At 44.1% G+C, this 24,064-nt stretch carries 23 protein-coding genes; 7 read left to right on the top strand and 16 right to left on the bottom strand.

Going from position 1 to position 24,064, the window contains the following annotated elements; genetic code table 11:
* Window positions 1-8: 8 nt before the first annotated feature.
* Window positions 9-824 (top strand): bis(5'-nucleosyl)-tetraphosphatase (symmetrical) ApaH, encoded by an 816-nt coding sequence (gene apaH / locus EXA13_RS11290; protein ID WP_238133278.1) that lies wholly within the window; start codon window positions 9-11, stop codon window positions 822-824.
* Between the two features lie 52 nt (window positions 825-876).
* On the opposite strand, the gene folA is transcribed toward apaH, so the two are convergent.
* The 6 genes from folA to rplU all read right to left on the bottom strand — a co-directional run bounded on the left by folA (window position 877) and on the right by rplU (window position 4,778).
* Window positions 877-1,377: a type 3 dihydrofolate reductase gene (gene folA / locus EXA13_RS11285; RefSeq protein ID WP_238115796.1), complete on the bottom strand. Its 501-nt coding sequence runs from the start codon at window positions 1,375-1,377 to the stop codon at window positions 877-879.
* A 37-nt stretch (window positions 1,378-1,414) separates the two neighbouring features.
* Window positions 1,415-1,888, bottom strand: a complete 474-nt coding sequence (locus tag EXA13_RS11280) for a threonine/serine exporter family protein (protein ID WP_238115797.1) — start codon at window positions 1,886-1,888, stop codon at window positions 1,415-1,417.
* 2 nt (window positions 1,889-1,890) lie between these two features.
* Window positions 1,891-2,652 (bottom strand): threonine/serine exporter family protein, encoded by a 762-nt coding sequence (locus EXA13_RS11275; protein WP_238115798.1) that lies wholly within the window; start codon window positions 2,650-2,652, stop codon window positions 1,891-1,893.
* Between the two features lie 149 nt (window positions 2,653-2,801).
* On the bottom strand, window positions 2,802-3,974 hold the full coding sequence (gene cgtA, locus EXA13_RS11270; protein ID WP_238133277.1) for an Obg family GTPase CgtA: 1,173 nt from the start codon (window positions 3,972-3,974) through the stop codon (window positions 2,802-2,804).
* Window positions 3,975-4,188: 214 nt separating this feature from the next.
* Window positions 4,189-4,446, bottom strand: a complete 258-nt coding sequence (gene rpmA, locus EXA13_RS11265) for a 50S ribosomal protein L27 (RefSeq protein ID WP_078926511.1) — start codon at window positions 4,444-4,446, stop codon at window positions 4,189-4,191.
* 20 nt (window positions 4,447-4,466) lie between these two features.
* On the bottom strand, window positions 4,467-4,778 hold the full coding sequence (rplU, locus tag EXA13_RS11260) for a 50S ribosomal protein L21 (RefSeq protein ID WP_078926510.1): 312 nt from the start codon (window positions 4,776-4,778) through the stop codon (window positions 4,467-4,469).
* Window positions 4,779-5,049: 271 nt separating this feature from the next.
* Here rplU and ispB point away from each other — a divergent pair, with 271 nt between their 5' ends.
* A complete protein-coding gene (gene ispB, locus EXA13_RS11255; protein WP_238133276.1) occupies window positions 5,050-6,021 on the top strand; it encodes an octaprenyl diphosphate synthase in 972 nt (323 codons plus the stop codon).
* Between the two features lie 105 nt (window positions 6,022-6,126).
* Here the strand turns inward: ispB and mdh are convergent, their stop codons facing one another.
* Window positions 6,127-7,059, bottom strand: a complete 933-nt coding sequence (gene mdh, locus EXA13_RS11250) for a malate dehydrogenase (RefSeq protein ID WP_238133275.1) — start codon at window positions 7,057-7,059, stop codon at window positions 6,127-6,129.
* Between the two features lie 327 nt (window positions 7,060-7,386).
* Here mdh and argR point away from each other — a divergent pair, with 327 nt between their 5' ends.
* From argR to EXA13_RS11225, 5 genes are all read left to right on the top strand, one after another.
* Window positions 7,387-7,857: a transcriptional regulator ArgR gene (gene argR, locus EXA13_RS11245; RefSeq protein ID WP_238133274.1), complete on the top strand. Its 471-nt coding sequence runs from the start codon at window positions 7,387-7,389 to the stop codon at window positions 7,855-7,857.
* A gap of 346 nt (window positions 7,858-8,203) precedes the next feature.
* Window positions 8,204-9,172 carry a TAXI family TRAP transporter solute-binding subunit gene (locus EXA13_RS11240; RefSeq protein ID WP_238133273.1) on the top strand — a complete coding sequence of 323 codons (969 nt, stop codon included), beginning with the start codon at window positions 8,204-8,206 and terminating at the stop codon, window positions 9,170-9,172.
* Between the two features lie 167 nt (window positions 9,173-9,339).
* Window positions 9,340-11,919 (top strand): TRAP transporter permease, encoded by a 2,580-nt coding sequence (locus EXA13_RS11235; protein ID WP_238133272.1) that lies wholly within the window; start codon window positions 9,340-9,342, stop codon window positions 11,917-11,919.
* Window positions 11,920-12,008: 89 nt separating this feature from the next.
* The gene (locus EXA13_RS11230; protein ID WP_238133271.1) at window positions 12,009-12,446 is read left to right on the top strand and encodes a universal stress protein; all 438 of its coding nucleotides are present in this window, start codon (window positions 12,009-12,011) and stop codon (window positions 12,444-12,446) included.
* A gap of 130 nt (window positions 12,447-12,576) precedes the next feature.
* Complete coding sequence (locus tag EXA13_RS11225) at window positions 12,577-12,981, top strand: DUF2061 domain-containing protein (RefSeq protein ID WP_238133270.1); 405 nt, start codon at window positions 12,577-12,579, stop codon at window positions 12,979-12,981.
* A 10-nt stretch (window positions 12,982-12,991) separates the two neighbouring features.
* On the opposite strand, the gene EXA13_RS11220 is transcribed toward EXA13_RS11225, so the two are convergent.
* The 9 genes from EXA13_RS11220 to mreC all read right to left on the bottom strand — a co-directional run bounded on the left by EXA13_RS11220 (window position 12,992) and on the right by mreC (window position 24,045).
* Window positions 12,992-13,792, bottom strand: coding sequence for a glycosyl hydrolase 2 galactose-binding domain-containing protein (locus EXA13_RS11220; RefSeq protein WP_238133269.1), 801 nt, complete (start codon window positions 13,790-13,792; stop codon window positions 12,992-12,994).
* Between the two features lie 99 nt (window positions 13,793-13,891).
* Complete coding sequence (gene rraB, locus EXA13_RS11215; RefSeq protein ID WP_238133268.1) at window positions 13,892-14,308, bottom strand: ribonuclease E inhibitor RraB; 417 nt, start codon at window positions 14,306-14,308, stop codon at window positions 13,892-13,894.
* A 145-nt stretch (window positions 14,309-14,453) separates the two neighbouring features.
* On the bottom strand, window positions 14,454-15,899 hold the full coding sequence (gene tldD / locus EXA13_RS11210; RefSeq protein ID WP_238133267.1) for a metalloprotease TldD: 1,446 nt from the start codon (window positions 15,897-15,899) through the stop codon (window positions 14,454-14,456).
* Window positions 15,896-16,729 carry a carbon-nitrogen hydrolase family protein gene (locus EXA13_RS11205; RefSeq protein ID WP_238133266.1) on the bottom strand — a complete coding sequence of 278 codons (834 nt, stop codon included), beginning with the start codon at window positions 16,727-16,729 and terminating at the stop codon, window positions 15,896-15,898. Before EXA13_RS11205 ends, tldD begins: the two co-directional genes overlap by 4 nt.
* 16 nt (window positions 16,730-16,745) lie before the next feature.
* Window positions 16,746-20,612 carry a YhdP family protein gene (locus EXA13_RS11200; protein WP_238133265.1) on the bottom strand — a complete coding sequence of 1,289 codons (3,867 nt, stop codon included), beginning with the start codon at window positions 20,610-20,612 and terminating at the stop codon, window positions 16,746-16,748.
* 12 nt (window positions 20,613-20,624) lie between these two features.
* Window positions 20,625-22,094: a ribonuclease G gene (gene rng, locus EXA13_RS11195; RefSeq protein WP_238133264.1), complete on the bottom strand. Its 1,470-nt coding sequence runs from the start codon at window positions 22,092-22,094 to the stop codon at window positions 20,625-20,627.
* A 22-nt stretch (window positions 22,095-22,116) separates the two neighbouring features.
* A complete protein-coding gene (locus tag EXA13_RS11190; RefSeq protein ID WP_238133263.1) occupies window positions 22,117-22,683 on the bottom strand; it encodes a Maf family protein in 567 nt (188 codons plus the stop codon).
* Window positions 22,680-23,168, bottom strand: a complete 489-nt coding sequence (mreD, locus tag EXA13_RS11185; protein WP_238133262.1) for a rod shape-determining protein MreD — start codon at window positions 23,166-23,168, stop codon at window positions 22,680-22,682. The genes EXA13_RS11190 and mreD overlap by 4 nt, the downstream gene beginning before the upstream one ends.
* Complete coding sequence (mreC, locus tag EXA13_RS11180) at window positions 23,155-24,045, bottom strand: rod shape-determining protein MreC (RefSeq protein WP_238133261.1); 891 nt, start codon at window positions 24,043-24,045, stop codon at window positions 23,155-23,157. The genes mreD and mreC overlap by 14 nt, the downstream gene beginning before the upstream one ends.
* Window positions 24,046-24,064: the final 19 nt, after the last annotated feature.

The following is a 24,064-nucleotide window of genomic DNA, read 5'->3' as shown; positions in this document are numbered from 1 at the left end:
GATCTATTGTGGCTAACTATATTGTCGGTGACATTCAAGGGTGTTTAGATGAATTATACAAACTCCTTGAGCAAGCCCATTTCACTCCTCAAAAAGATACCTTATGGTTGGCTGGAGACTTAGTCGCTAGAGGCCCTAAATCACTAGAAACCCTGCGATTTATTAGAGGGTTAGAAGGTTCAGCAAAGGCCGTATTAGGTAACCATGATTTGCACTTATTAGCCGTCGCACAAGGGATTCACCCCGTAAAAAAGAAGGACAAAACTCTGGCTATTTTTGAGTCTGACGATGCCGACGAATTATTGAACTGGGTGCGTCAACTTCCATTATTACTCGAACATCCTGAATTTGTTCTTACTCATGCAGGTATATCTCCTCTGTGGGACTTAGCCACAGCAAGAGCCGCCGCACAAGAAGTCGAGCTAGTTCTACGCAGCCAACACTGGCCATGGTTATTAGCCAATATGTACGCCAATACCCCCGATCTCTGGGATGCCCAACTACAAGGTATTGAACGTTATCGATATATCATTAACGCTTTCACTCGTATGCGATTTTGTTTTTCTGATGGACGATTAGATATGGCCTGCAAACTCCCTCCAGCACAAGTGAGTAAAGGGGATTTAATGCCATGGTTTACTTTACCGCAACGTATTCCACTGAAGAAAACTGTACTCTTTGGCCACTGGGCTGCACTTGAAGGGTATGCAGATGAACAAGTGATCGGTTTAGATACTGGCTGCGTATGGGGAGGTCCTTTAACCATGCTACGCTGGGAGGATAAACAATACTTTCAGCAGCCAGCATTAGGCGAGAAGTTCTAGGTTCTAGGTTCTAGGTTCTAGGTTCTAGGTTCTAGGTTCTAGGTTCTAGGTTCTAGGTTCTAGGTTCTACAAACTTACGCTCTAAAATAGTGAAGTCCATTGAATAGGCATTTTTCTCATCTGCAGAATAGTGCTCACGGTAACACTCATACCAATCCTCTCCCCACTCGGGAAACTGAGTATCTCCGGCCAACTGAGCATCAATGCAGGTAATATAAAGCTTACCTGCATAAGGTAAGCATTCAGCATAAATACTTCCACCGCCAATAATCATCACTTCAGGCACCTCCCCCGCTTTCGCCAGTGCGGCTGCCAGTGAAGAAACCACCTCCACACCTTCAATCATCAAGTGAGGATCGCGGCTAATCACAATATTCTGCCTTCCCGGTAATGGACGACCAATAGACTGGTAAGTTTTACGCCCCATAATCACAGGTTTGCCCATTGTACAACGCTTAAACCAAGCAAAATCAGCCGGTAAATGCCATGGCATTTGATTATCTTTACCAATTACTCTCTCGTTTGCCATCGCGGCAATCATACTGATGATCATCAGCGCATCCTCTTTTTGTTCAAGCACGGTATCAGCATTATACGATAGGTTTGCGGCGGTAGAATAGCAGCCCAGGAACCGCAAGGCCAACCGCTAAACCACCAATAATGAACATGGCTTTTAAAAAGTTTTCCATCAAGGTTCCCAATAATTCAGGGGTAAAGCCTAGGTGGTTAATCTCCACCATTGCAATCATCGCCTTATAAGCAAAAACACCGGGTACCATCGGAATTAATGCAGCAACGGTAAATACCTTAGGGTGTGCTAAAAAACGACGAGACCACTGCACGCCAATCATACCAACAAGAGTCGCGGCAAAAAACGTAGCCCACTCAATAGGAATACCAAAGTGCATCATAAGGTAACGAGAGCCGTGGCCTATCGCCCCTCCTAATGCACAATATTTTAAAGCGGGAACGGGTACATTAAAGACTAAGGCGAAGCCTACAGCAGGAATAGAAGCAAACAACATATCGTTGAGTAACCCTAAAAAAAGTGACCATGTCAGCATACTTACCACCCCCAAATTCCAGTTATACTCATTGCCGCAATAATGCCTAAGCTGGTGGCAAACGTCAGTAAACTCGCCATCACAAAGCGAGCGATCCCCATATTAATATAACCTTTAAGCATATCAGCAACCGCATTGATAAGAGGAAAACCAGGAACCAGCATCAATACGGAGGATGCCATAACCAGCGTTGGTTTATTTCCCAGTTGGTACATTACCGCTTGAGCTGAAATAAGAGAGGTAACAAATGCTGTCGCCGCAAAATTAAGTAATGGATTAAATTGGCGATGGCCAATTTCTTGGCGAACAATCATTCCTACGGCCGAAGCGAGAAATGTCATGGCAAAAACCATCCAATCTCCCCCCGCTAAGTGGCTGAATGCGGCACAAGAAAGGCCAATCATGACCACAACAAGCCAACGATTATAACGCTCAGGGGTAATTCGGTTCAGCTTGTCTTGAGCCATTGAGTGATCCAACAAACCTTTTTCCGCCAAGATACAGATCCGTTGAATTTGAGTAACCACGCGCATATTAATGCCTCGGTCAGCACAGCGACGAGCGGTCGTAATGCAGTGTTGTTGATAAACAGTCGTCACCACTAAAGAGCTGGCCGACAGTGAGATTTCAACTTCACTCATACCTAATGCCAACCCCATTCGGCGCATAATATCCCCGATTAAAGTACTTTCTGCTCCATGAGCTTGTAGCATTTGTCCAGCTTGAGCAATTAAACGAGAAACGGCCCTTTGTTTAGATGTCATGATTCCTTTCCTAACGACCTAGAGAAACAACCGTTCTATTTTGCAATAATTTTCATCACAACAACATGATTTAGAATATAAAAAAGCCGCAATCAAAATTGCGGCTAAATATTTTCAGTATTTAACAAGCTAACGATAAGGTTCAGAAATTACTCTCGAACATAGATAACATGCCCGTCATCTTCTTCGTCATCCCAATCGTCCCAATCATCATCTTCTTCAGTGACAACATCGTGGCCCGCCATCGCGTCTTTATGGTAATCATCCCACATAAACTCAACTTTTTGCTCAGCCGATAACGCTTCCTGCTCACGAGGAAGTGTTTCCATAAAGTCAGCCAGCTTCATGCATAACTCTTTGGTTCCTTGACGATTAATAGCAGAAATTTTGAAATATTGATCTTCCCAGCCCAATGCATCAAGCACATTTTGGATGATCTCATCGGCTTCATCTTCAGACATCAAATCAACTTTATTGAACACCAACCAACGAGGCTTCTGAGCCAGCTTTTCACTGTACTGCTCAAGTTCGTCCAAGATCGTGAGTGCATTTTGCACAGGATCACTTTGATCAACTGGCATGATATCGATCATGTGTAATAGCACACGGCAGCGTTCCAAATGCTTCAAGAAGCGAATGCCCAAACCAGCACCATCTGCCGCTCCTTCAATCAGCCCAGGAATATCTGCAACAACAAAGCTTTTCTCTGGAACGACACTCACCACTCCCAAGCTTGGAATCAAGGTCGTAAATGGATAATCCGCCACTTTCGGCTTTGCCGCTGAAACGGCGCGAATAAATGTCGATTTACCGGCATTCGGCAAACCCAGCATACCCACATCGGCTAATAAGAGTAGCTCTAAGCGAATTTCACGAACTTCACCTTTTGTGCCCATAGTCTTCTGACGTGGCGCTCGGTTCACTGAGGATTTAAAACGGGTATTACCTAACCCATGCCAGCCACCCTTAGCAATCATTACTTTCTTGCCATGTTCAGCCACTTCACCAATCACTTCATTTGTGTGAATATCGACCGCACGAGTACCAACAGGAACGCGTAAAACCTTATCTTTACCCCGTTTACCCGTACAATTACCCCCACGTCCATTCTCACCACGTTCGGCTTCATAGAAGCGCTGAAAACGGTAATCGATCAATGTATTGAGGTTTTCATCGGCGAGCATATAAATATCACCACCGTCACCACCGTCACCACCATCCGGGCCGCCTTTGGTCACAAATTTTTCTCGCCAAAAGCTAACAACACCATTACCACCATCGCCGGCCTGAACTTTTATTACCGATTCATCAACGAATTTCATTTCTTACTCCGCATTACTTGCGTGCAATATCATTGGATACCCATGATATCTATTTTAGCAGAAGCCTAAGGGGAGTGAGCAACACCCTCCTTTTCTGCTTAGGAACACATAACAAGTCACCCATTGATTCATAGATGCCGTGTTATCTGCTCTATCTATAAACAAAAAACCCTACCAAAATGGCAGGGCTTTTAAATTCAGCGAGAAACTAAACTTATTCAGCTTCGATGCTAACGAATTTACGGTTCTTAGGACCTTTAGTCTCGAACTTCACTTTACCATCAGATAGAGCGAATAGAGTATGGTCTTTACCAATACCTACGTTATTACCAGCGTGGAACTTAGTACCACGTTGACGAATGATAATGTTACCTGCTAATACAGATTCACCACCAAAACGCTTAACACCAAGACGTTTACTTTCTGAATCGCGGCCGTTACGAGTAGAACCACCAGCTTTTTTGTGTGCCATTGTTAAACTCTCCTAATAACTTAAGCGTTGATACCAGTGATTTTCACTTCTGTGAACCACTGACGATGACCTTGTTGCTTACGAGAGTGTTTACGACGACGGAACTTAACGATTTTGATTTTATCGCCACGACCATGTTGTACCACTTCAGCAGTCACTTTACCGCCCTCTACAAGAGGAGCACCAACTTGAATTTCTTCACCGTTAGCAACAAGAAGAACTTTATCAAATTCCACTGTTGCACCAGTTTCAACGTCTAATTTCTCTAAACGAAGAGTTTGACCTTCGCTTACACGGTGTTGTTTACCACCAGATTGGAAAACAGCGTACATATTTTACTCCGCTCTTTCCGCACAGCCTATGCTTGTAATTTGAGCAAAAAGGGTGTGCGCTAAACTAATCATCAATAGGGCGCAGATTCTACGTGAATGACGTTCCTATGACAAGCCATATTTTAAAAAAATTGGCGAAAAGCTAATCGCCAAACAAAAGTGGCGCAATCATGCCTTTAAGCCATGTATTAATCAATGTTTTTTAGTGTATTATTCAATAACTCAAGAAGAACATTATGCCTTACACGCTCTAACTTCAGCCGGATTTATAATGGATTTTAAAGCTATCCAATCGCTTACTGCCGATGACATGGCAAAAGTGAATGAAACGATACTTGCTCAACTCAATTCTGATGTCTCACTTATCAACCAACTGGGCTTTTATATTGTCAGTGGCGGGGGAAAACGCCTACGCCCCCTACTTGCCATTTTGTCGGCAAAAGCATTAGGTTACCAAGGTGAGGGGCACACGCTCGCTGCCGCCTTTATTGAGTTTATTCATACCGCAACCTTGCTACACGATGATGTTGTGGATGAATCCGATATGCGCCGAGGTAAAGCCACGGCAAATGCCATGTTTGGTAACGCCGCCAGTGTGTTGGTCGGCGATTTTATTTATACCCGCTCATTTCAGATGATGACGGAATTAGGATCCATGAAGATCCTCAAGTTGATGAGCCATTCCGTGAATGTGATCGCTGAAGGTGAAGTGCTGCAGTTGATGAATTGTAATGATCCTGATACGACTGAAGCAAGCTACATGCAGGTCATCTATTCTAAAACGGCTCGTTTGTTTGAAGCCGCCACCCAGATTGGCGCAATATTGTGTGATGCTCCACCTCTAATCGAACAAGCTCTACAAAATTACGGTAAGTATTTAGGCACCGCTTTCCAACTGATTGACGATGTCATGGATTACACTGCCGATGGTAAAGAGATGGGTAAAAATGTTGGTGATGATTTAGCCGAAGGAAAACCGACTCTTCCCCTGCTCCATGCGATGCGCAATAGTACAGGTGAACAATCTTTGATGATTAGAGAAGCTATTGAACAAGCCAATGGAATGGAAAAACTGGACGCTATTCTAGCAACGATGCAGCAAACAGGTTCTTTGGAGTACACGACGGCTAAAGCGCTAGAAGAAGCCGATAAAGCCATTGCTGAGCTGTCTATTCTGCCAGAGAGTGACTATAAACAAGCGTTAATTGCGCTGGCACATATGGCGGTAAAACGCAGTAAGTAGTCATTAAGTAAGCGCTCTATCCTCACTGTTTTTAGAGACCGATAGTCATAAAAAATGCCGCTGTAGAATCAGCGGCATTTTTATTCATTTCGACTCGCCGTTCGTTTATTTAACGAATTCGATACCAATCTCAATATCTTTATTAAGCGTTTCTAGCATGCCATCAAGAGCGGCTTGCTCATAAGCACTGAGTGTGCCATAGCTGAGAAGCTCTTCTACGCCATTTTTACCCAGTTTAACTGGCTGTGCGAAGAATGGAGCATGCTCACCATTCCCTTCCACATAAGCGTATTCAATTACAGATTCACCTTGCAGTGCTTTCACTAAAGAAAGACCGAAACGGCAAGCAGCTTGCCCCATAGAAAGCGTTGCTGAACCGCCACCCGCTTTGGCTTCAACCACTTCAGTACCCGCATTCTGGATACGTTTAGTCAGTGCTTCCACTTCTTCTGCGGTAAATTCTACGCCATCAACTTGAGAAAGCAGAGGGAGAATAGTGACACCTGAGTGACCACCGATCACAGGAACACGAACATCACCTGGATCTTTATCTTTGAGTTCAGCCACAAATGTTTCAGAACGAATAACATCCAACGTAGTAATACCGAAAAGCTTCGCTTTGTTATAAACACCCGCTTTTTTCAACACTTCCGCAGCAATAGGAACGGTTGTATTGACTGGGTTAGTGATAATTCCCACACAAGCGTTTGGACAAACAACAGCGATGCGCTCAGCTAAAGACTTTACAATACCTGCGTTAACATTAAAGAGATCCGCTCGATCCATACCCGGCTTACGAGCAACCCCCGCAGAAATCAGCACAACATCAGCACCTTCAAGTGCAGGGGTAGGATCTTCACCCGCATAACCTTTAATTGAAACAGGGGTAGGAATGTGGCTCAAATCTGCTGCAACACCAGGGGTAACTGGGGCTATATCATAAAGGGCAAGATCTGAACCAGCAGGAAGACGGTTTTTCAATAACAGGGCTAGGGCTTGACCGATGCCGCCAGCGGCACCAATAACAGCGACTTTCATCGTAGATCTCCTTGAGAGTTAATCTCTTATAAATGTTTTGGTAGGGTAGGTTTATCCGACCTCAAAAAGCTATAGCAAGTACAACTTGATTACAATCAATTAACTTCAGCTTTGCGACTTTGCGCAACTCCCTGAAGCCGTGCTACAACTTAAGGTGCGATTATGGGGTTATTATTACTTAATCACAAAAGTTTATCCCCTATCTAAACCAAAATAGACCATTTTTACAGTGACCTTTTAGACAGTTTTGTACGATAATTTGCCACTCTATCATCGGCTATGTGAAAATATGCATTCATGGTTGATTCAGCGAAAGTAAGAAGAACAATGCGCCATATGGATAAACAAGATAATTTAGTTCGTGCTTTTAAAGCGCTGCTAAAAGAAGAGCGATTTGGCTCTCAGAGCGATATTGTCGATGCCTTAAAAAATGAAGGTTTCGATAATATTAACCAATCAAAAGTGTCACGCATGTTGACCAAATTTGGGGCGGTTCGTACTCGTAATGCAAAAATGGAGATGGTTTATTGCCTCCCTGCAGAACTCGGCGTTCCTACCGTATCTAGCTCTTTACGCGAGTTAGTTCTGGATATTGACCACAACAGTGCCTTAGTTGTTATTCATACGGGCCCCGGTGCGGCGCAGCTCATTGCTCGTTTGCTGGATTCTCTGGGTAAATCAGAAGGTATCTTGGGGGTGGTTGCGGGTGATGATACTATTTTTATTACTCCTACGCTCAATATCACGACAAAGCAATTATTCACTTCTGTGTGTGAACTCTTTGAATATGCGGGTTAACCAAAGTTCATTCCGCTAATCGATAAAATTAAGATAAAGAGGTGGAAAGGTGACCTACACTGCGTGATCCACCTCACATCTTAAACAAGTTATCAATAAACATGACCTCTTTTTTAACTCTTTAGTCATCAATTACTTATCTGATTTATTAGCCAGAAAAACCCCCTTCTCTCGCCTATCAGTTTCGCTATATTATTTTACAATTCTATAATTACTTTGCCATTTTTTGCTATTATTCAGTCACTTTTTCGGTATATGGATTGAAAAAGCTTCGGTTTCTCGATGAAGAAACGCCCTAACATTCTCTATTGAATTTTGGGGTCATAACAAAAAGGAAGGGACATTCATGGTATTGAATAAAATCATTAAGATCGGTGCAATTACCGCAGCGATTATGGGGTCAAGTGCCACCTACTCTCAGGAATTTATTACCATAGGTACAGGCTCTGTTACTGGAGTTTACTATCCAACAGGAGGTGCTATCTGCCGCTTAGTGAATAAAGATCGTCAAGATCATAATATTCGTTGCTCTGTTGAAGCAACCGGTGGTTCCATTTACAACGTAAACACCATTCGAAGCGGTGAGTTAGATTTTGGTATTGTACAATCAGATTGGCAATATCACGGATATAACGGTACCAGCCAATTTACCGAACAAGGGCCAAATAAAAACCTACGGGCAATGTTTTCTCTTCATACCGAACCTTTTAACATTATTGCTCGCACCGATTCAGGAATCCAAAACGTAAAAGATCTTGAAGGTAAACGAGTTAATATAGGTAACCCGGGGTCAGGCGACCGTGCAACCATGCAAGTGGTGATGGATGCATTTGGATGGACGAATGATAGCTTTAAACTCGCCGCAGAGCTTAAAGGCTCTGAGCGTTCACAAGCCTTGTGTGACAACAAAATTGATGCCTTTATCTACATGGTTGGTCATCCAAATGGTTCAATCAAAGAAGCCACCACCTCTTGCGATGCGAAATTAGTCTCCGCAACAGGCCCACAAATAACAAAAATTGTTGCAGAACGCCCATACTATGCCTATAGCACAGTACCTGCAGGTATGTATCGTGGAACCGATACTGATGTCACCAGTTTTGGTGTTGCAGCAACATTGGTGACCAGCACAGATGTGTCCGATGAAGTGGCTTATAACGTCGCGAAAGCAGTATTTGAAAACTTCGATACCTTTACTCGCCTGCATCCCGCTTTTGCAACGCTAAAAAAAGAAGAGATGGTTAAAGCAGGGCTTTCCATTCCTCTCCATCCTGGTGCTGAAAAGTACTATAAAGAAGTGGGTCTATTGAAATAATGGCTTAGCATCCACTCCTCCTCACCATGATCATTCATGGGAGGTTAGAAAAAGCTCGGAACTATCCGAGCTTTTACCACAAACAACCCTTTGGCTTTCACTCAGTTTGTAAAGCCACATTTCTATGACTACCTAATTAAAAACCATCAATAATAAGGATAACGTACATGACGCAGGCAAATATCCCGTCACAAGATGTGCAAGAGATGGTTGCACAGGCAGATACCGGAGCAAGGAATCCTAAAGGATTGCCCGGTCGTATTTTATGGTTTGTGCCCCTTTGTTGGTCACTGTTCCAACTTTGGTATGCCTCACCCCTGCCTTTTATCTTTGACTTCGCGATTCTCAATGATACTCAGGCCCGTTCAATCCATTTAAGCTTTGCCGTCTTTCTCGCATTTACGGCTTACCCAGCATTAAAAAATTCTTCTAGAGATCACATTCCGCTCGCCGATTGGTTGTTGGCATTGGCAGGAAGTTTCTCAGCGGCTTATATTTATCTTTTTTACGCCTCATTGGCCGGACGCTCTGGAGCGCCCACTACGCCGGATATTATAATCGCGGTGACAGGTATGCTTCTGTTACTGGAAGCCACTCGCCGAGCATTAGGTCCACCACTGATGTGTGTAGCCGGGTTATTTCTCTTTTACACTTTTGCTGGCCCCTACATGCCTGACGTGATTGCTCATAAAGGCGCCAGTGTACAAAAAGCCATGTCCCATTTATGGCTGACAACAGAAGGCGTTTTTGGTGTTGCTTTAGGGGTTTCCACCTCTTTTGTCTTCTTATTTGTACTATTTGGCGCAATGCTAGATCGAGCAGGAGCTGGCGCTTACTTTATTAAAGTCGCCTTTTCTTTACTCGGCCATATGCGTGGAGGGCCAGCAAAAGCAGCCGTTGTAGCTTCAGGGCTATCCGGATTAGTGTCAGGTTCTTCGATTGCCAACGTTGTCACCACCGGAACTTTTACCATTCCATTAATGAAACGCGTCGGTTTTCCAGGTACTAAAGCAGGAGCCGTAGAAGTTGCCGCCTCCACGAATGGTCAGCTAACACCACCGATCATGGGGGCTGCGGCTTTTTTGATGGTGGAATATGTCGGTATTTCCTATGTTGAAGTCATTCGAGCAGCGTTACTGCCTGCGCTGATTTCCTATATCGCCCTTATCTATATTGTACATTTAGAAGCTTGTAAGGCAGGAATGACAGGCCTTCCACGACGCAGAACCACAACATTAATGCAAAGCCTACTCTCATTTACAGGCACTATATTGGGCCTATGTGTGTTAAGCGCCACTGTTTACTATGGTGTTGGGTGGACGAAAGAGGCATTTGGTGCTGCGGCAACACCAATAGTGGGAACCGCTCTATTGGTTACGTATCTTCTCTTAGTGCGAATCGCTGCAAAGTTTAGCCATGAAAAAGAACTCAACATTGATGAAAACATACAAGAGATCCCAGAGGTTGGTCCAACGGTTAAATCTGGCCTACACTATCTGCTGCCAATTGTTGTTTTAGTCTGGTGCCTAACGGTTGAGCGATTTTCACCTGGGCTTTCCGCATTTTGGGCGACGGTATTTATGATCTTCATTTTACTGACTCAGCGCCCCTTGATGGCTTGGTTTAATCAGACGGGGGATGCCTCCACTCAAGCCAAAGTAGGAGTAAATGATCTGCTGGAAAGCCTCGTCTCTGGTGCCAGAAATATGATTGGTATTGGGGTCGCTACCGCTGCTGCCGGAACCGTTGTTGGTGTGGTCACCCTAACGGGGATAGGCTTAGTCATGACGGACTTCGTTGAGTTTGTCTCTGGGGGCAATATTATCTTAATGCTGCTCTTTACTGCCGTGATCAGCCTATTACTGGGAATGGGCTTACCAACAACGGCCAACTATATTGTGGTTTCCACCTTAATGGCTCCTGTTATCGTCACGTTAGGTGCACAAAGTGGCTTAATTATTCCATTGATTGCAGTCCATTTATTTGTATTCTATTTCGGTATCTTAGCGGATGATACTCCTCCTGTCGGTTTGGCCGCTTTTGCTGCTGCAGCTATCGCTCAATCTGACCCAATTCGTACGGGTATTCAAGGCTTTGCCTATGATATTCGAACCGCCATTTTACCCTTTATGTTTGTGTTTAATACGCAATTATTATTGATGGGGATCGATACTTGGTGGCATCTTGCTCTCACTATAGCCTCCTCCATCATTGCGATGCTTTTATTTTCGGCCGCAACACAGCGTTGGTGGTTTACCAAGACCAAATGGTGGGAAGTGCTCGCTCTGCTACTGCTAACATTTACCTTTTTCCGCCCCGGTTTTTGGTGGGATATGGTCTACCCTGCCCAAAATATTTACCCTGGCACTGATCTTGAAACTCTTGTTGAACAAGCCCCTGTTGGTCAATCAGTAACAATGATAGTCGCAGGAGAAACCTTAACTGGAGATTACGTTTCCAAAACCGTTCTACTCCCTTTTGATGATAGAACAACCAGTGCTGCGCAACGCATTGCTTCCATGGGGCTAATGATCAATAACGAAAATAATCGAATGTTGATTGATATGGTTGAATTTGGTAGCCCAGCAGAAGCGGCGGGCATTGATTTTGATTGGGAAGTCCGTTCGGTGATTGTGGATAGTGATCGGCCGATGAAAGAATGGGTATTCCTCCCTGCAATACTATTAACTCTACTATTAGGCTGGAACCAAAAAAGGCGAGCGGCTAAACAAGCAATGACCGCTTAATATATTGATAAGAATCAGACCTATACCCAAGAAATAATGACATTCTTGGGTATAGTCTTTATGAGCACTAAACACAGAGATAATGAATTATGTATCACCATATCTTGCTTCCTGTCGATTTAAATGAACAAGGTTTTGCGGATAAAGCGGCCCAACTCGCCGTATGGCATGCCCAACAGAGTGGAGCAAAAGTTCACCTATTAACCGTTTTACCCGGTATTCATATGTCCATGGTTGCCACTTACTTTCCACGTGACGCTGCAGCAAAGATGAAGCAGGATGTGCGGGAAAGGCTAGCGCAATTTGCTCAGCAAAATATAACCGCTGACATTGACTATCAACTGCATGTCGCTGAAGGAAAACCATACACGACCATTCTGGAACATGCAGCCAAGCTTAATGCCGATCTTATTATTATGCCGAGCCATAAACGCTCAAAAATGGATAAGGTCATGTTGGGGTCGGTGGCAAGCAAAGTGGTTGAACACTCCCCCATTCATGTGCTGGTTGTCAAACCACAAGGATAATACTCAGGCGCCTAATGCGCCTTTTTTGTTCGTTATTGCCTATCACATTAATTGCTCAATTCTTCTTTTCTTTTTGAGAATAATTATCAATAATGATTACATCAAAAAGAAATAACGTTGAGTAGACATTATGAAAAAGACATTAAGCTTTGCTGCTATACACTTTACTATCGCTTTCACTGTTGCTTATGTCCTGACTGGCGATATTATTCTTGGCAGTTTGATTGCTATGTTAGAACCGATGGTGAATACCGTTGCTTTTTACTTCCACGAGCAAGCATGGACCAAACACCCGTTCTTACAACGCTATTCAGGTAAACCACAGATAAAAACAGCCAGCTTTGCTGTGATTCACTTTAGCGTTGCTTTTAGTATTGCTTACCTATTAACGGGTAGTTGGTTAGTCGGTGGGGTCATGGCCATGATTGAGCCAAGCTTTAACACTTGTGCCTACTACTTCCATGAAAAATTGTGGCAAAGTATGCATCCGCAAGCAAAAAGTTCAGATCACCACCACTGGGGCTGTGCTCATTAATTTTTAGGTGTTACAAAGGAAAATGTGTCACGCTGAGATGCTCACTTAACCCTAATTGTAGCTCTATTTTTTGCCCGTCCAACTCAATCTTGATCGGATAAAGATCATTAGGATCTGGGCTCTCTGGCTGATAATGCTTGGGAGCTTCAACCTGAAAAAGAGCACTCACCTGATCACTACGGATATCAATCGGAAGTTGATATGTGACATGATCAAACCGTACCGATGCAGAAATCAACCCAGCAGCATACGGTTTGAAAAATAAAGTAATCAGTAATTCACATCCTCCACCATAGTGCCAAATCTGTTCGGTGGTAACATGCTCTAATCGGACATGACGAATACATTGCAAATAAGGCTCTCGCCATATCCCCATTCGCTCATCGTAGCGTTGTGGTGTCAGCTTCCCCAATAAACATTGATCGACTTCTTCCTTGTCAATCAACAAATCCTCTTCTGGATAAAGAAACAAAATCTCTATTCGATTTTTACCCAGATTAAGCAAAGCACGAATCTCTTTTTTATAGACAGCCTGCGTTCCATCACAGTCAAATAAGGCAACACCATTCAAGCGAATTTCAGCATGATAATCAATGCCTTCTAACACCAAATCAATCGCAGGGTAGCTTAGAAGGTGTTCATCAACCTCAATATCATGCATCAAATGCCATTCTTGTTCTGCAATGCTTGCTTCATCAAGTGATACGGGCAAAGCCGAACTCAGTGGACCGGGAAAACAGAGATCCTCTTGAGGAATAGATAAATCAGTCAGGGGAGAAAGTTGCCAAAATCCGGCAAGGGAAAGCTGCATAATCGATATCATATCTAATGAATTTTCGCCATATATACATGACCTAGATCAAAAATACCAGCCAAGGGGCTGGTATTTATCATGCAGGAAAAGTCTTATTTACTCTTCGTCGTCGTCATCTTCTTCGTTGTATAGAGCATCTTCACCTTCGTAGTACGTGCCCCATCCATCGTAGATCACATCAAATTTTTCAGCCAGATTCACCAGCTTCTCAACTTGTTCATCAATCGCTTGAGGGTTTAAAACTGACGACATTGTCGCATCAAAACAAAGGAGTTTATTACCGTCTTCATCTTCAGTCTCTTCCGCTTCCAGAACTTCAAAACCAAGTTTAAACGCTTCCACGGCCGCTTTTTCTAATTTTTCAAAGTCCTCTGAAAAAAAGTGGTGTTCAATTTCATATAAGGCTTCTGGATCACTGCCGTCATCGAGTAGCGCTTGAATAATATCACGAGTCTCTTCTTTTTGAATTTCAATGAATGCTTCAACAGAGAGATAGTCATCTTCATGAGACATAGCTGTGGCTCCAAGTAAATAGGCTCAAATTTTTGTGCGACGAAATATCGCACGGTTCCTGACAAATTGCCACCGACAAAATGATCTTCTACCGATCTTTTCTCTCGAACTGGTCAGGAACTTATGGGTAAATCTCAGATTTTACTTATTCCGTTCCACCAACGGTTAATGCATCCAATTTCAAGGTTGGCTGCCCAACCCCAACCGGAACACTCTGCCCGGCTTTACCGCACACACCAACACCACGATCAAGACTCAGATCGTTGCCCACCATAGAAACCTGCTGCATTGCCTCGATGCCGGATCCGATCAAGGTCGCCCCTTTAATTGGATGCGTGATCTTACCGTTCTCAATTAAGTAAGCTTCGGATGCAGAAAAAACAAATTTACCCGAAGTGATATCCACTTGCCCACCACCAAAATTAGGGGCGTAAACGCCTTTTTTGACGCTGGCAATGATCTCTTCAGGCGTATGTTGCCCTGGTAACATATAGGTGTTGGTCATACGTGGCATAGGTAAATGAGCATAAGATTCGCGGCGACCATTTCCTGTTGGTGTCACCCCCATTAAACGGGCATTCAACTTATCTTGCATATAGCCCTTGAGAACCCCATTTTCAATCAATACATTATATTGACCATTCACCCCTTCATCATCGACGTTAAGTGAGCCTCGCAGATCTTTTAATGTACCATCATCTACAATCGTACATAGATTTGAGGTGACTTTCTTGCCCATTTTCCCCGCAAACATCGATGAACCTTTACGGTTGAAGTCCCCTTCTAAACCATGCCCTACAGCTTCGTGCAGTAAAACGCCCGGCCAGCCAGAACCAAGCACCACCGGCATCGTTCCCGCAGGCGCAGCAACCGCGTCTAAGTTAACTAACGCTTGGCGAATGGCTTCATCGGCATAAGCAAAGGCGATTTTTTGCCCATTCTCTTCATTAAGAAAGTAGTCATAGCTAAATCGACCGCCTCCCCCCGCACTACCACGTTCTCGACGATCACCTTTTGTTGCCAACACCGAAATAGACAAACGTACTAATGGGCGAATATCTCCAGCATAAGTGCCATCAGTGGCGGCCACCAACATCTGCTCATGTACCCCACTTAAACTGATCGATACTTCCTGTACACGGGGTTCTTTAGTACGAATATAGGCATCGAGCTGCTGTAATAATTCGGTTTTTTTTTGTTTCTGCCAACTTTCTAGCGGATTAGTGGCAGCATAATAGTGCTGATGATCGGTGCGATGAAATGCTTTTACTTGAGCGTTTTTCCCTTGTTGAGCAATACCACGTGCGGCTATCGCACTCTGCTTTAAACCATCTAATTGAATTTGATCAGAATAAGCAAAACCCGTTTTTTCTCCACTTACCGCTCTCACACCGACGCCACAATCAATATTAAATGAGCCATCTTTAATAATACTGTCTTCTAAAACTAAAGATTCATGCCAGCTAGACTGAAAATAAATGTCTGCATAATCAATATCACGAGTGACAATACTGGCTAAAGTATCAGCAATATCTTGTTCACTGAGCCCTGTTGGGGTTAGCAATGCCTCTTCTATACGGGTAATACTCATAACGGGTTCTTTTTCTCTATCAATTGATTATAAAAACGTGTGTGTTCCATAACGGGCATAGCACGGCGAATAGGCTCAGTCTGTTCAACGTCTATATCCACGACTAAGCATCCAGCCTCTTGGCCGAGTGAAGCGACGACTTCCCCCCATGGGCTGACGACCATTGAGTGCCCCCATGTTTCACGACCACAAGGATGAAGCGCCGTTTGACCGACAGCAACCACCCAGCACTGCGTTTCTATCGCTCTTGCCTGTAATAAAACTTGCCAGTGCGCTTTGCCCGTTATCGAGGTAAAAGCGGCAGGAACGAATAACACTTGTGCCCCTTGTTGGCGTAATTCGGAATATAGCTGAGGAAAACGAAGATCATAACAGATGGACAAGCCTAACATACCGAGCGGTGTATCCACTACTACCACTCGATTACCAGGAGCAAAAGTTGCAGATTCACGATAACAGCGATGCCCATCCGCTACATCGACATCAAACAGATGTAGCTTGTCATAATCCGCTATCACCTTGCCTTGAGGGTTAAACAATATCGAGGTACTAGTGATACCGTCCTCACGACGAATTGGAAAACTGCCCACCAACAGCCACACTTGATAACGACAAGCCAACGCCGATAATTGTTGCTGGATCGGCCCTTGAGCAAGAGGCTCTGCATGGTGATGATAATCTAAATGTTGCCCAAACAAGAGTGCATTTTCTGGTGTCACAACCCACGCAACCTTCTGCTTAGCCAACGACACCAACTGCTGTTCAAGGATCTGAATATTGTCACAGACCGATGCCCCCGATGTCATTTGTATCAAACCTATCCGTGCCATACTGAGCTCCCTCTGGTTATTTTTTCAGTTTTTCTGGTAACTGAAATTCCCCTTTACTGCGCGATAACTCTTTAACGGTTGGAGAATCCATTGGGCCTATCACTTGATAGTTCACTTGTGTAAAAACTTCAACAACAGGCGAGATAACCGTTGTTATCGCCAAAACATACAAAGCAGTGGCTGGAGTAACAGCAAACGCAGTCATCACCGGAATGCCCGAAGTGATATCAGGAATAAAATTTACCTCAGCATCGACCATTCGCGTATTTAAGTCCGCCATGCCTTTAATGGTCATTTCTCCGGCAATGGCGTCCATTTTTATATTATTGGTCACAAAAATACCTTGGGAAAACTCGCCACTTCCCGTGATGCGATTAAATGCCATCCCTTTATCAAAGACATCACTAAAGTCGAGCTGCATCTTACGAATGATCGAATCTAGGCTAAAAATACCCAGCAGTTTTGATGCTCCACTGACGTTAGAAATAACCCCTTTACCTAACTTAGTTTCTAAGTGGCCTTGTAAAGTATTCACTTTCATGGACCAAGGCGCACCTTGCCATTGTGTTTGGCTACTTATCTCAAACGGAGCTTTTTGAATACCAGAACTGATCCCAAATCGCTCCATTAAATCACTGTTATTTTCCCCTTTCATATCCAGGTTCATTGTGGTTTGGCTACTGTTTTCTGTTAGTGTCCATGCACCATTGATATGAATTTGATTGGTTCCACTGGCAATATCAATTCGCTTCCATTCCAAGGTATCTCCTTGACGTTGAAAATCCATATTGAGCGTACCCACCTTATAACCTTGCAACCAGAAGTCCTCTATCACCAAAGTTAAATTCGGCATCAAAGCATGAAATTGCCGGTCAAATTCAGAGATCAATGGCGCATCTTGTTTGAGTCTATCCACAAGCAATGGACTTCCATCATCGCTTTCAGCCTCCAGTTGCGGAAGGTAAATATGCAAACGTTGCAACGAGACACTCAAATCATAAGGCTCAATATAGCTGGCCTGCCCTTGAATTTCTTGGCTATTAATCTCCGCTTGCCAACCGAGATTCTTTTGGCGAGCTGAAAAGTCAACATCATGCCACTCTAACTCTGCTAACGTGAGATCTTTCACATTGAGATCAATACGTTCAGGCAGTGGAATTGTTGGTGTATTCAGTTTAGCTAAAGTGGTATGCGAAACGTTCGTCGAAGCCTGTTGCATCAGCGCCAACCATTGATCAACATTAAACTGATCGCTGCGTATTTGTGCATGATGCCCCACGACAGGGCTAATTTTAAAGCTGCCTTGCCCAAGCAAAAGATAGGTCGCGGTAAGCTCAGGGGTTGGCTGAGTAATATCAATTTCCGCTTGATATTTTGCCTCTGGAAGCTGCAAGCGAGCGGAAATAGATTGTTGATTCCCTGATGCTTGTAAACGCGCCTCTCCGGTTCGATTAAGAGATTTACTCAATGGATAAGGATAACGGCTAGCAATCGAACGTAGATTCACTTGTGTGTCAATTTGGTAGGTAAAGCCGACATCTGTTAATTGAATATCAACGCCCATTTGCCAAGGTGCATGGCCTGAAAGTGGCGCTAACCACGCCTCTCCAACATATGGTTTCAGTGGTGACGTTTCCCAGTCACCCACTAAGTCAATCGCAACATTATAGCCTTGCTGAGCACTTTCTCCTTTAAAATCAAAGGAGATTGGTTGTTCCAATAGCTGAGCAGATAACCCAGCCGCCGTGACAATATCATTATCAAAATGGATGCGTCCCGATACCATTTCTAACGTCATGGGAGGTGTATCAATTTCCACATGGTTCTGTTTTAAATCAGCCCATCCCCACGCGCGAACATCTTTATCACTATCAAATGGAATACTTAGCTGAAATTCAGAATTGACCAAACCACTCACGTCAATCGTAGTAAGGGCAGCTCCTACGGAATCGACTAATGGCGTAGCCGTCATATAGTCTCGTACCGCATTACCTTGCCCAGCAACAGCGGCACTGATATCTAACTTTCCATCACTTGCAAGCTGTGCAATTTGTCCAACGATACGTTGTGCTTTTACGCCCATCAAAGTAGCAGAGCGAGAATCAAGATACATGGCGTCATTTTCAAATAACAGATCGAGTTGTAAATCGGTAATGGTTGGCCAAGCGGTATCAAAACTAAATTTCGCCTCTTTTAAACCAACCCAAGCTTGAAAGACGCCTTGGTTATGCGTATAGGGGAAATCATTTAATGCCCCATACCAAAGTAATTTAGCTGTTTTTACTTTACCTCCCTGAATCGACGTTGAGAGGTAATCCGTCAAATCTTGCCCTAAGGCTAACGTCGGTAAATAACGCCACGTCGCCCCTGCGTTGTATAAATCGGCCTCAGCGTAGAAGGAAAGGAAAGGTGAACGTTGATGAGGAAAATCAAGACGAAACGCCCCTAACACTTGTAAATCAGGTGTCGCTGCCGTGACTTTATCAGCCCATAAAGCCCATCCTTGTTCATCTTGTTGCCAGATGAGATCAACCGATGCTTGACGAATAGGTAGTGGAGCTTGAAAAACATCCCCATAAGGAAGCTTGTCATCAATCAATGATGCGTGAATGACCGCTTTATCTGATGTCCCTGCAATATGAGCTTGCAAATGGTGCACTTCCGGCAGCAATGCCCATTGGTTGATGGCACCTTGATTCAGATTGAACGAATAACGAAGAGGCTGATCACTTTGCTTTGCAATACGAAGATCATCCAATCTTCCGCGAGGATTCAATTTGGTTAGCCAAGTCCGAGCTTCTTTTTCCTTCGGTAACAAGGCCATAAAAGGAGACAAACTTTCCAGAGCTAATTGGGAAATGTTCACTCGCCAGCCATCAGGCTGCCAATCAAACGCCACATCAAGGCTTGGCCATGGGGTATCATTGGTGCGCAAATTCAATGCATGCGCACTGACTTGCCACCCTTGTTCCGTAGGAGAAAGCTGCAATATTCCTGATTCTAATAACAGTTCGTTTTGCTTTTGACCGTGCCAAGATATTTCAGATGGTTTCAACTCAACATAACCGTCAACAGGTTGGTTATGTTTCAGGGTTGCCCAAGCATTAAAGCTAACAATGCCGCGCTCTATCCCGACTTCATCCGTTAGGTATCGAGTTAACCAAGGGCGTACTCTCAGCTTATCAGCACTCACATAAAAGTGACCTGAAATATCTCGCAGTGAGCCGTGATCTTGAAAGTCAGCCCGTACATTTAATGAATTGATTTCACTATCGACTAAACTAACGATCCCTTCTGCGCGGTGTTGTTGGCCTTGGTTTTTCCAATGCAGTTTTTCGATCTCAATCTGACGAAGATCACCCGCCATGGTTTGATAAAGAATGGTGGAATTTTGGATAGAAAAATCATCCAACTGGCGCAAAAAAAGAGTATCTAAACGCTGAAGTATTCGACCTTGTGTATTCGCTGGACGAGTCGGATCCGCTTGGCCTAATGCCAACCAATCCACGGATTGAATATCTAAGGTCAGTTGATGAATGATCAAATTGGCAACCACAGGCTGGCGCTGCAGTAGACTTTGCAATAGATCAAATTCCACATCAATGCGTTCAGTCTGAAACTGGATCTGGCTGCCATCTGGCAGATTTGCCTGTACGCCTTGTAGCGCTAATGAAGGGTGTGTATTACGCCAAAAACCACGCACATCCGAGATAACCCATTGGATTTGAGTCTGCTCACTCGCCCAATGCTGAATCTCATCTTTGAAGCGGTTCATTTCTGGCAATAACACACGTAAAGTGGTGACAGCCAAAGCCAACACCACTAACAGGCTAATCAGTAGCCATAACACCATCCGCCCAAGGCGAGTTACACTCGAAATCACCCGCAACCCTACTTACATCATGACAACATCAAATTGCTCTTGAACATACAAAGATTCCGCTTTAATACGCACTTCTTTACCAATAAACACTTCAAGTTCAGCCAGAGAATGGGACTCATCCCCTTGTAATGTTTCCGCAACCGCAGGAGAGGCATAAACAACAAAGTTATCCGCGTCATAAGCGCGATTCACCCGTGTAACTTCACGCAGAATTTCAAAGCACACGGTTTCCACCGTTTTGACTGTTCCACGTCCTTCACAAGTTGGACAAGTCGAACAAAGTACATGTTCAATGCTTTCTCTAGTACGCTTACGCGTCATTTCGACTAAGCCTAAGTGAGTAAAACCGTTAATATTGGTTTTGACTCGATCTTTACTTAATGCGGCTTCTAGCGAGATCAATACTCGTTTACGATGTTCATCAGAGGCCATATCAATAAAGTCGATAATAATAATCCCACCAAGGTTACGTAACCGTAGTTGACGAGCAATCGCCTGAGTCGCCTCAACATTGGTATTAAAAATCGTTTCTTCTAAATTCCGTCGCCCCACAAACGCACCGGTGTTGATATCAATGGTTGTCATGGCTTCGGTCTGATCAATGATCAGATATCCTCCCGATTTCAGTTCCACTTTTCGCTCAAGTGAACGCTGAATTTCATTTTCGGTATCGTACATATCGAAGATAGGTTTATCCCCTTCGTACAACCCTAATTTATCCGTCAGCTCAGGAACAAATTCAGAAGTGAATTCAATGAGGTTATCGTACTCAATGCGTGAATCGACTAAAATTTTCGTTAAATCGGTTCCAACAAAATCTCGTAAAATTCGTTGTGCCAGCCCCAATTCGCCGTATAAAGTGGAACGGGTTTTATACTTCGTCCTTCGCTCCATGACTTTACTCCACAGGCGTTTTAAGAAAGCCGCATCTTGTGCTAACTCTTTTTCATTTGCCCCTTCAGCGGCGGTACGAATGATAAAGCCACCATGCTCGTCACAGTAGTGAGCCACCACCTTTTTCAGGCGCTCTCTCTCATCTTCGCTTTCAATACGTTGCGAAACGCCTACATGACTGGCTCCGGGCATATAAACCAGATAACGGGAAGGTAAAGTGATATCCGTCGTAAGACGAGCACCTTTGGTACCGAGAGGATCTTTGACAACCTGAACAACAATGTCTTGCCCTTGCCGTACAAGCTCTGAAATATCTCGAACTTTAAACTGCTGTTTTTCGTTCTCGGATACACATTCGGTATGGGGAACAATATCAGAAGCATGCAGGAATGCCGCTTTATCTAAACCGATATCAACAAAGGCAGCCTGCATACCCGGCAACACCCGGCTGACTTTTCCTTTGTAAATATTGCCAACAATACCGCGTTTGGCTTCACGTTCTATGTGGATTTCTTGTAGAACTCCACCTTCAATCATCGCAACCCGAGTCTCACTCGGCGTCACGTTTAACAACAACTCTGCACTCATGAGCGCACCTCAATGATTAAAATTATAAAAATTCGTGCAAGAGCTGGTCAGTTTCATACAGAGGTAACCCGACAACGGCGTAATAGCTACCTTCAATCCTAGTTACAAACCTTCCACCCAATCCTTGAATTGCATAACTGCCAGCTTTATCGCATGGCTCACCGCTTTGCCAATATTGTTCAATTTCTTGCTCAGACAACGGCTTAAACCAGACATCCGTTGTGACAACCATAGAACGATGCTGTTCAGCACTGGCCACAGTGACCGCCGTCATTACTTGGTGGCGAACCTGAGACAGTTGCAATAGCATACGACGCGCATCCGTAAAATCCTGTGGTTTTTCGAGAACTTGTTCATCCAATACCACAATCGTGTCTGAGCCAATAACGATAGAATCCGGCTCCGATAAGGCCAGCCCAGCCAATGCTTTATCTCGTGATAAACGTTCTACATATTCTTGGGGAGGTTCCCCAGTCTGGCGAAATTCTTCTACATTCGGAACCACAATATCAAAGGAGTAGCCCAATTGAGTGAGCAACTCACGGCGTCTTGGTGAACCGGACGCCAAAATTAATTGTTTCTTGTTCATTTTATATGCCAATGACGCCGAACTCGGCGCAACAATAAAAACATCCATGGCCAAAGTATACAGCTAATCACCCCACTCCAAAGTGAGAGAGGATTAAATGCCACATCTTGAATGAGATACTCACCACAGAAAATAAAGACTTCTAACCCCATTGCCAGTAATGCAATAATGATCGCTTGCTGCCACAGCGCCATATTGCGTAGCACAAGAAAGTTCATCGCAACTAAATAAATGACGATTGACATCATCATACCGCGAATACCTAACGTCGAACCGAGCAATAAGTCCCACAATAGCCCCAGAGTAAATGCCGTCCCCACATTCACTCGATGTGGTAATGCCATGACCCAATAACAGGTCACCAACAATAACCAAGAGGGACGCAGTAAATCGAGTGTACCGGGCCAAGGAATAGTTTGAACCACTAAGGCTAATAAAAATGAGCCCCAAATGACCATACGACTTGTCCAATCACTGTGAGCCATGATCACTCTCCTCTGTCATCTGCTGTGGATTGGCTTGTAATACTTTTTGTTGACGATCTTCATTGGGCCAAATTAATAGCAGGTAACGTAAACGATTAAAGTCCACCACGGGTGAAGCTTTTATCGAGGCAAATTCACGCCGAGTATCTTTATCTACATGAGAGAGATAGGCAACGGGATATCCTTCTGGATAAACGCCCCCCAAACCGGAAGTTACCAACATATCGCCCACTTCCATATCGGTACTGGTTGCAATATGTTCTAACTGAATTTCATCCGTCTGCCCATTACCAGAAGCAACGACTCGAATATCATTACGAATATTTTGTACCGGTATTGCGCTATTTGGATCAACCAGTAATAACACTCGGCTATTATGGGCGGCAACGAAAGTGACTTGGCCGACGATTCCTTTTTCATTAATAACCGGCTGACCTTCATACACTCCATCTACTCGCCCTTTATCAATCACCACTTGATGACGATAAGGTGAAGTATCGACCCCCATTACTTCAGCCACGACTTTTTTCTCATCTCGAACAAAAGAGGATCCGAGCAGCTTGCGTAAGCGCTGATTTTCTTCACGATATTGATCGAGCAAGATCAAATCACTTTTGAGCGCTAACACTTCTCGTTTCAAGCCACGGTTAGACTCCATCAATTGCTGACGGGAACTAAATCGCTCGTAGAAACCATCAAACATACTGCGTGGTAAGTCCGCCGTATATTGAATGGGAGCAACCAAACTGTTGAGAAGAAAGCGAACTTGAGAAAATGCATCTAAACGACTATCAGCCAGCATGAGGCTGGCTGATACGATTACTGCAAAAAATAGACGTAGCTGAAGAGAAGGCCCTCGACCAAATATTGGCTTCATCTTAAACAATCCTAGATTT

The organism is Vibrio cincinnatiensis, assembly GCF_022113815.1.
GTDB classification, from domain to species: Bacteria; Pseudomonadota; Gammaproteobacteria; order Enterobacterales; family Vibrionaceae; genus Vibrio; species Vibrio cincinnatiensis_A.
The sequence above is the reverse complement of the archived record's forward strand: the minus strand, read 5'-3'. Positions and strand labels throughout refer to the sequence as shown.